The sequence below is a fragment of the Gordonia sp. 852002-10350_SCH5691597 genome (assembly GCF_001665715.1).
Classification (GTDB): Bacteria; Actinomycetota; Actinomycetes; order Mycobacteriales; family Mycobacteriaceae; genus Gordonia; species Gordonia sputi.
Map to the genome: position 1 here is coordinate 49,657 of NZ_LZMO01000177.1, position 8,270 is coordinate 57,926.

Annotated in this window: 1 protein-coding gene; it reads left to right on the top strand. The window is 67.6% G+C overall.

The annotated features are described in order from the left end of the window. Window positions 1-63: 63 nt before the first annotated feature. Window positions 64-8,270, top strand: an 8,207-nt coding sequence (locus A5777_RS12425; RefSeq protein ID WP_156529367.1) for a non-ribosomal peptide synthetase, incomplete at its 3' end; no start/stop codon positions are given.

Genomic DNA, 8,270 nt, shown 5'->3' on the forward strand with positions numbered 1-8,270 from the left:
GCGAACGCAGTAGAAACATGCTCGGGGTGGGGTCGCCGTCCCGGTACACGGGATCTGATCGGGGTGACCGCACGGACCGATCCCGACGCCCTCGCGCTGTCCACCCCGACCACGCTCACGTTCGGTGAACTCGAAGCCCGGGTTGCGCCGATGGCCACGGTGTTCGCCGCACGTGGTATCGACGCCGACGCCGCTGTCGCAGCCACCATCGCGCCCCTGGTGACCACACCCGGCGCCGACCCCGCGGCATCGGCCGCCCTCACGCAGGAGCATCTCGGACAGATACGCGCGGCGGCCGTCGACACGCTCGGCGGGGACGACTGGCAGTCGTTGCCCGGCCTCTTTCGACTCGCGGTGCGGCGCTTCGGCGGTCGGCTCGCGGTCACCGACACCTCCGGGGCCGAGCTCACCTATCGGGAGCTCGACGAGCTCTCCGACGCCGTCGGTGTGGGGCTCGTCGCATCAGGCGTGGAACAGGGCTCGGTCGTCGGACTCGCGACTGCCCGCAGCATCGACGTCATGGTGGCGATCCTCGGCATCCTGAAGGTCGGCGCGACCTACCTCCCACTCGACACCTCTCACCCCGCGGATCGCCTGCAGATGGTCGTCGACGACGCGGCCCCCGTCGTGGTGATCTCGGGCGAGGGCGGCCACGCCACACTCGACCTCCTCGGTGTCGCCCTGACCACGACGGCCGAACTCGCCGACCGTGCACGTCACGCGTCGGGGGAATTGCCTGCCGCACTCGACCCGCGACTGGCCGCCTACGCCATCTTCACCTCCGGCTCCACCGGCAGGCCGAAGGGTGTCGTCGTCGAACATCGGTCGGTGGTTGCGCTGTTGGCCGCAGCACAACAGCATTACGGCTTCACCGAATACGACGTGTGGACGATGTTCCACTCCTACGCGTTCGACGTCTCGGTGTTCGAGATGTGGGGACCGCTGCTGTTCGGCGGCCGTCTGCTCGTCGTGGATTACCTGACGACGCGCAGCCCCGCGGAGTTCGCGGCACTGCTCGCGGAACAGTCGGTGACCGTGGTGTCGCAGACGCCGTCGGCGTTCTATCAGCTTGCCGCCGCCGTGCGCCCGCGTGGCGAGGCGTCTGTTTCCGACGAGTTGTCGCCATCGGTGCGCTATATGGTCTTCGCCGGTGAGGCGCTCGACTTCGCCCAGGTGACACGGTGGTACGCCGATCGCATGGCGGGAGCCGGACGTCCTGGGCCCGTGCTGGTGAATATGTACGGCATCACCGAGACGACGGTGCACTCGACGTTCCGTGCGCTCGATCCCGAATTCGTCACGACGGCAAAGGGATCGGATGTCGGCGACGGGCTGCCGGGGCTTGAGATCCACGTGCTCGACGAGCGTTTGAGGCCGGTGCCGGACGGAACTCCGGGCGAGATCTATGTCAGTGGAAAGCAGGTGACGCGGGGGTATCTTGGCCGACCCGAACTGACGGGTGTGCGCTTCGTCGCCGACCCGTTCGCCGGTGACGGACAACGGATGTACCGCAGTGGCGACGTCGCGATCCGCCACGGTGACACCCTCGAGTATCTCGGCCGATCTGACGCCCAGATCAAGTTGCGCGGCTTCCGGATCGAGCTCGGTGAGGTCGAAGCGGCACTGCTGTCCACGCCAGGGGTGGATGCTGTCGCGGTTGCGGTCATGACGCGGGAGAACGGAATCGAACAACTCGTCGGTTATGCCGTCCTCGGCGAGGGCGCCGAGGTGTCTCCGACGGTGATCAGGTCGAATGCTGCTGCGCTACTTCCTGACTACATGGTTCCCGACGTGGTCATGCTGCTCGACGATCTGCCGCTCACGGTGAACGGCAAGTTGGATCGTCGCGCGCTTCCCGACCCTGAGATCGTGGTCGAGTCCGAGTACGTGGCGCCGGGCACGGAGACCGAGAAGATGCTCGCCGAGATAGTCGCGGACGTGCTCGATCTCGAACGGGTCAGCGTCGCCGACTCGTTGTTCGATCTCGGCGGCAACTCGCTGGCCGCCGCACGCATCGTCGGACGCGCGCCCGACGCACTCGGGGTCGACCTCTCGGTGCGCGACGTGTTCGACGCCCCGACGGTTCGCGGTCTCGCCGAACTGTCGGCTCAGCGTGCCGCCGGTCTACCCGCGGTGGTGGCACTGCCACGCCCGGAGCGAATCCCGTTGTCGTTTGCGCAGAGTCGCATGTGGTTCATCAATCAGTTCGACACCTCGTTGCCGACCTACAACATTCCGGCGCTGCTGCGGTTGGTCGGCGACCTCGATGTGCAGGCCCTGCGCGCGGCTCTGAGCGACGTGATCGAGCGCCACGAGGTGCTGCGGACCACCTTCCCCGCCGTCGACGACGATCCGGTTCAGGTGATCGGCGGTGTCGACGAGATCGAGCAGCGACTCGACTGGCGTGACGTCGACTCCTGGTCGCAACTGCAGACCGTCGCGATGACGGGTTTCGACGTGACCACGGGCTGGCCGGTCCGTGCCGCCCTGTGGGAGCAGGCGCCGGGGCAGTGGGTGTTCGCGTTGGTGATGCACCACATCGCCTCCGACGGCGAGTCGTTGCGACCGCTCGTCACAGATCTCGTCACCGCCTACATGGCCAGAACTGCCGGTGCCGCACCGGAATTCGCGCCGCTGGAAATCCAGTTCGCCGATTACGCCATCTGGCAGCACGACGTTCTCGGTTCCGCGGACGACACGGATTCCATCATCGGTCGCCAGCTCGGCTACTGGTCACGACAGTTGCGTGGACTGCCGGACGTGCTGGACCTGCCCACGGACCGGCCGCGGCCGACCGTGGCGTCGATGCGTGGTGCGCGTGCGTCATTCGACATCCCGGCATCGGTGGCCGAGAGCGTGGCCGAGTTGGCACGTGTGTCCGGAGTGACCCCGTTCATGGTCGTGCACGCGGCGTTGAGCGCATTGCTCGCCCGACTGTCGGGGACCGATGACATCGCGGTCTCGACCCCGATCGCGGGCCGTGGGCAGCGCGTCCTCGACCCACTGGTCGGAATGTTCGTCAACACTCTCGTCCTGCGCGTGGGCGTCGACCCCACACTGACCTTCACCCAACTCCTCGACCGCGTGCGCGGCGTCGACCTCGAAGGCTTCGCGCATGCCGACCTTCCGTTCGAGTCCGTCGTCGAGGCGCTCGACCCGCCACGGTCGGAATCCTTTGCGCCGCTGAGCCAGGTCATGCTCACGTTCGATCAATCCGCGATGCCCGAGCTCGCCGCACGCGGTATCGCCGCCGCTCAGTTGCCCGGCCTCACCGTGGAGCCCGTCGACGTCGACGAGATTCCGGCCAAGGTCGACCTGACCTTCGGTCTGAGGGAGACCGGTGACGGCTGGTCTGGCGAACTCGTCTACGCCACAGACATTTTCGATGCCGACACCGCCGAGTCGATTGCCCACCGATTCGTTCGCCAGCTCACCGAACTGACCGAACAGCCGGCGCTGCCGGTGGGCCGCTCACGTCTACTCGACGACAGCGAGTACGACGAATTGTCGTCGGTCTGCGGCGGTGCGGCGGCAACACCGCGCCTGCTGGCGGACGTTCTCAGCGATGTGGCGGCACAGCATGCCGACGTCGTCGCGGTCACCGACGCGTCTGGCGCCGCGGCGACCTACGCCGAACTCGACGCACGGTCGGATGCCTGCGCCCGCTGGCTGATCTCACAGGGTGTCGGCACCGAATCGCTGGTGGCACTGGCGATTCGACGCTCCGTTGACCTGCTCACCGCGGTGTGGGCGGTGACGAAGGTCGGTGCCGGGTATGTCCCGATCGATCCCGACTATCCGGCCGAGCGCATTGCCTACATGCTGTCCGATTCGGGTGTGTCCCTCGGTCTCACGACGTCGGCGTTGCGCGAACAGTTGCCCTCCTCGGTGCAGTGGTCGGTGGTCTCCGACGTCATCACCGATCAGGATTCCACTGGGCACGCGTCTGAGCCGCTACGGTCGGACGAACTGGTGCGCCCGCGTCACCTCGACGCTCTCGCCTACGTGATCTACACGTCCGGGTCGACCGGTCGGCCCAAGGGCGTCGCTGTCACCTACCGAGGTATCGACAACTACGCGGCAGACCTGAGCCGGTACGGGGCGGGCGCCGGGTCGGTCGTGATGGGATATGCATCTCCGAGCTTCGACGCGTCGATCCTCGAGTGGCTGATCGCGTCAACCGGGGGAGCGACGCTCGCCTACCGGCCCGAGGGTGCGATCGGTGGAGAACTGCTCGAAGAGTTCATGCGCGAGGCTGCGGTCACGCATGCGTTCATGACGCCGACCGTCGCCGCGACAATCGATCCCGCAGCCGTCCCGGGATTGCAACTCCTGGCATCCGGGGGTGAGGCGCTGCCGCAGCGACTCGTCGATCGGTGGGCCGACGAGGTCGCCTTCTTCAACGCCTACGGCCCGACCGAGACGTCGGTCGCCGTCGCGAACAGCCGACGCAGCGTCGGCGTCCCGGTGCGTATCGGCGGACCCATCGGTGGTGTGGGCCTGCTCGTGCTCGACGACGCCCTGCAGCCGGTTCCGGTGAATGTTCCCGGCGAGCTCTACGTCCGTGGTGTCGCACTGGCCCGCGGTTACCTCGACCGAGCCGACCTGACCGCCGCACGCTATGTCGCCGACCCCTTCGGCGCCGGCGGCGACCGCCTCTACCGCACCGGAGATGTGGTGCGATGGCGCCGCACCGAGGGCGGCGAGCTGGAGCTCGAGTACTCAGGACGTAGCGATGACCAGGTGAAGTTGCGCGGTCTGCGTATCGAGCTGGGCGAGGTCGAAGCCGCCTTGTCGTCACATCCGGACGTCTCCGCGTCCGTCGTGATCGGCGTGGGTGGTTCCGTGGCCACAGCGCTCGCAGGCTATGTGGTTGCAGATGCCGGGCTCGATGTGTCGGCGGTGCGAGAACACCTCGAACAACGTTTGCCCGCGCACATGGTGCCCGCCACCATCACCGTCCTCGACGAACTTCCGCTGACGCCCGTCGGCAAACTCGACAAACGTGCACTCCCGACCCCGGAGGTCCCCGACGGCGACGACTATGTCGCGCCCGCATCGACCGCCGAACGCCAGTTGGCCGCAGTGGTCGCGGGCATCCTGGGGATCGAACGGGTCAGCGTCACCGACTCGTTCTTCGCGCTCGGCGGCGACTCGATCATGTCGATCCGACTCGCGTCGGCCGCACGCGACGCGGGCCTTGCCCTGTCGCCGCGAGACATCTTCGAACACAAGACGATTCGAGCGATGGTCCGCGCAGGCAGTGATGGCCGCGCGAGCGTGCCCCTCCTGTCCGAGCCGGACGGCGGTGGTGCCGGCGAGGTGCCGCTGAGCCCGGTTGTCGCATGGCTGCTCGAGACCGCCGGCGAACCCGCGCGGTTCAGCGACTTCTCGCAGTCCGTGGTGACGATCGCCCCCGCAGATCTGAGTCCTGCCATGCTCGCGGCCGTTCTCGACGCCGTCGTGGCTGCCCACCCGATGCTTGCGCTGCGCCTCCGACATACCGACGACGGGTGGGGTCTGCTCGCAGGCGCACCCGATGCGCGCGCAGAGGTGCGCGCCGTCCATGCCGACACCAGCACTCGTTCAGCAGAGTTCGAGACGCTGATCCGTGCCGAGCACGCTGCAGCCCTCGGCCGTCTCGACCCCGTTGCGGGGCGTGTGATCGCTGCGGTGCTCGTGTCCGGAAACGACGGCGCCCGTGTCATTCTCGCCATCCACCACCTGTCCGTCGACGCGGTCTCGTGGCCAGTCATCATCGAGGACGTCATCACCGCTTGGGGTGCGCTGAGCTCCGGCGCCCAGATGGCATTGCGGCCAGAGGTGACCTCTGCCCGAGCCTGGCACGACGCACTGGCAGCAACGGTGCGGGTCGACGACGAACTCGACTACTGGATGCCACGCACCGGACTTCGCACGCCCGGGTTCGACGTCGACGCGCCGGTCGGGCAGACTGCGCCCGCACCCGTGACCGTCGAACTCGATCCGGAACTGACCGAGGCCGTACTCGCAGACCTGCCGAAGGCGTTCGGCGCGACCACCGCCGACGTGTTGATCGCGGCGCTCGCGCGGGCGGTGCGCTCGTGGCAGAACGATCGCTGGCTGGCAGCGGATGGCCCGGTTGCGATGGTGACTGAGGGGCACGGACGCTACGAGGAGGTTCTCCTCGACGCCGCGGAACCCCGTAGGGCCGATTTGTCACGCACGGTGGGCTGGTTCACGACCATCGCGCCCTTCGTCGTCGATCCGGGTTCTGACGGGATTCACGCCGTCAAGGCAGCGAAAGAGGAGCGGCTGACCCGCCCCACCAACGGCATCGGTTTCGGATTACTGCGTGCCGATCAGCGAAGTCCGTTGTGGCGCTGCGATCTTCCGGCCATCGGCGTCAACTATCTCGGTGCAGTAGGCCAGGGCGTCACCGAGGCCGACACCGGGATTCCGTTCGCGGTCGACACCCACGCGCCAGCGCTGGCGTCGACGGTGTCCGGCCTGATGCCTGCGACGAACGTGCTCACGGTCAACATCGCGTCTCGTCCGGGCGAGCACGGACGTGTTCTGTCCGCGGACTTCCTGTACGCGCAGGATGTGTTGACCACGCACGACGTCTCAGCCCTCGCGGCTGCATGGCTCCGCGAACTCGAGGGGATCGCGGCCGAGGTTGCGGCACTCGGCGATCCGGGTCTTTCACCGTCGGATCTGCCCGGCACCGGCATCACGCAGGCCGACATCGATACCGTGGCCAGGGCATATCCCGGTGCTGCGATATGGCCGCTGACTCCGCTGCAGCACGGCTTCTTCCTGCAGTCGGCGCTCGCCGACGCAGGCGGCGAGGATGCCGTGGATGTGTATGTGGGACAAGCCGTTCTGCGCCTGGCGGCGCCCGTCGACGACATCCGACTCCGCCGCGCGGTCGAAGGGCTGTTCTCCCATCACCCCGCCCTGCGGTCGAGCTATCTGCAGACTGCGGGCGGCGCGGTGGTGTCCGTCGTGCATCCGTCGGTCGACGTTCCGTGGCGCACACTCGATCTGGGCGACGTCGACGACACGCAGCGGCACGCGGCGGTCGACGAGGTCGTCGCCGCCGAGCGTGTCACACCATTCGACCTCGCAACGCCCCCGCTGTTACGGGTCGTGGCGATCCGTGACTCCGGTGGCGTCACGGTTGTGATCACCAACCATCACATCCTGTTCGACGGTTGGTCGGGCCCGCTCGTCTTGGCCGACCTGTTGTCGCTCTACGCCACCGGGACGACCTACACCGGTGGACAGCTCACCGGGGCAAGCGATTTCGGCGACTTCGCGCGTCGCGTCGCCGGCGCAGATCACGCTGCGGGGCTGGCGGCCTGGGGTGAGGTGCTCGCACCGGTCGACGGGCCGACACTCGTCGCGCCCGGCGCGGTGGCGACCGCCGACGCGCTGCCGCGCAACTATGCGACGATCGTCGACGCACAACTCGTCGCGGGGCTCGAATCCGTGGCGCGGGCGCAGGGTTCGACGCTGGCGACAGTTCTGCAGTTCGCATGGGCGGTGTTGTTGTCCCGGGTGACGGGGGAACGCGTCGTCACCTTCGGCGAGACGGTGTCCGGACGACCCGCCGACCTCGACGACGCCGCGTCGATGGTCGGCCTCTTCATCAACACGTTGCCCGCGGTCGTCGACGTCGACCCGTCGAAGCCGATCGCCGAGGTGGTGGCAGCACTGCAGGAGTCCAAGGTCGCGGTGCTCGATCACCAACACCTCGGGCTGCCGGAGCTGATCGCGCTCGCCGGTGTCGACGGTGCCCTGTTCGACACGCTGACCGTCCACGAGTCCTATCCCGTTGACACCGAGTCGATTTCGACGACCGACCCGTCGAGCACAGGGCTCGATATCGCCGAGGTGGTGGTCAGTGACTCCACTCACTTCCCGCTGAACATGGTCACGTCGCCCATGAGCGACGGCGGACTGTCGATCACCCTGAAGTATTTGCCGAGCGCATTCGACGACGAGCAGATCCGCGTCTTCGCCGAGGCGCTCGGTGTCATCCTGCGCACCGTCGCGGGTCGACCGCAGTCGTTGGTTGCCGACATCTCGTTGCTCGACAGCACCGAGCGGGCGACCGTCGAACGGTGGTCTGTCGGACCGCAGGTCGAGGTGCCCGCGGCACAGACGGTTGCTGATGCTGTTGCGGCGCAGGTGGTTCGGTCGCCGGGTGCGCCTGCGTTGTGGTGTGAGGGTCGGGTGGTGTCGTATGCGGAGTTTGGTGCGCGGGTGGCGGTGTTGGCGCGTGA